Source organism: Priestia sp. P5_B4 (assembly GCF_056400385.1).
Genome location: NZ_JBFULJ010001181.1, coordinates 1 through 943 on the forward strand (window position 1 = coordinate 1; position 943 = coordinate 943).

General features: G+C 38.5%; 2 protein-coding genes. Both read right to left on the reverse strand.

Translation table 11 applies throughout. The features are described from left to right. The coding region (locus AC1DRF_RS29770) for an AmiS/UreI family transporter (protein WP_477742541.1) at nucleotides 1-584 on the reverse strand (584 nt) is incomplete at its 3' end. A 148-nt stretch (nucleotides 585-732) separates the two neighbouring features. Further along, on the reverse strand, nucleotides 733-943 hold a 211-nt coding region (locus tag AC1DRF_RS29775), incomplete at its 5' end, for a nucleoside transporter C-terminal domain-containing protein (protein WP_477742542.1).

Below are 943 nucleotides of genomic sequence, written 5' to 3' on the forward strand. Positions count from 1 at the left end.
AAGAATAGTCGATACCCTAGATATACGAAATAAATGATAGACGCCACCAGCACGATTCCCCACATATTGTACATATCCTTATTTCCCCATACGCCTGTTAGTGAAAACAGCGCTGGAATCGTCAACGTCACCMACGACTGGACAATCGCCACTTTCCCCACATATGCAGATACATCTTTTTTGCTCGTATTAAGCACATAAAATAAAAACCATAAAAACGACCAAAGAATCCATGTAATGGCATTAACTACGTCATGATAGTGAACAAGAGAAACCGTAACGTACACTAAAGCGATAATCGATACCCAAAGCGAGTAATAGCCAAGTCCTGTTCCCTGCATTCCCTTTAATACAGTCACCCCTACATACAAATACGTAAGGCCAAATAAAAAGATTGCCGTTCTTTCATACAAAATCCAGTTGCTTTGATCTGACGTAATAATTAAATAAAACGGAACAATAACTTGAAAAGCTCCAACAAATAAGTTAAATACGCCTACGTTTTTTTCATCTGCTTTTCCAAGCAGCATCAGTCCGTTTAAAAATAAAGCTGCACCTGACAGCAACAGTCCAATTTGATCCATTTTTCAGTAAGAAAAGCCCCCAGCTTTTCTTGTCCTCCTCTGCGTCGATGTTTTTCTTTAGGATGTGCGGAGTTGTAGTTTACATGTAAAAAAGAAAAAGCAATTCCTTTTGAAAAGGAAACTGCTTTTCTTTCTGTTTCTATTACACTTATAAAATGAAGCTGACAACAATTGCTGACAGTACGCTTACAAGCGTAGCTCCGTATAGTAAACGAAGACCAAAGCGCGCTACTGTATTTCCTTGCTTTTCGCTTAAGCCTTTAACAGCTCCTGACACGATTCCAATTGATGAGAAGTTAGCAAATGATACTAAGAATACAGATACAATTCCAAGCGTTTTAGCACTGAATGTTGAAGCC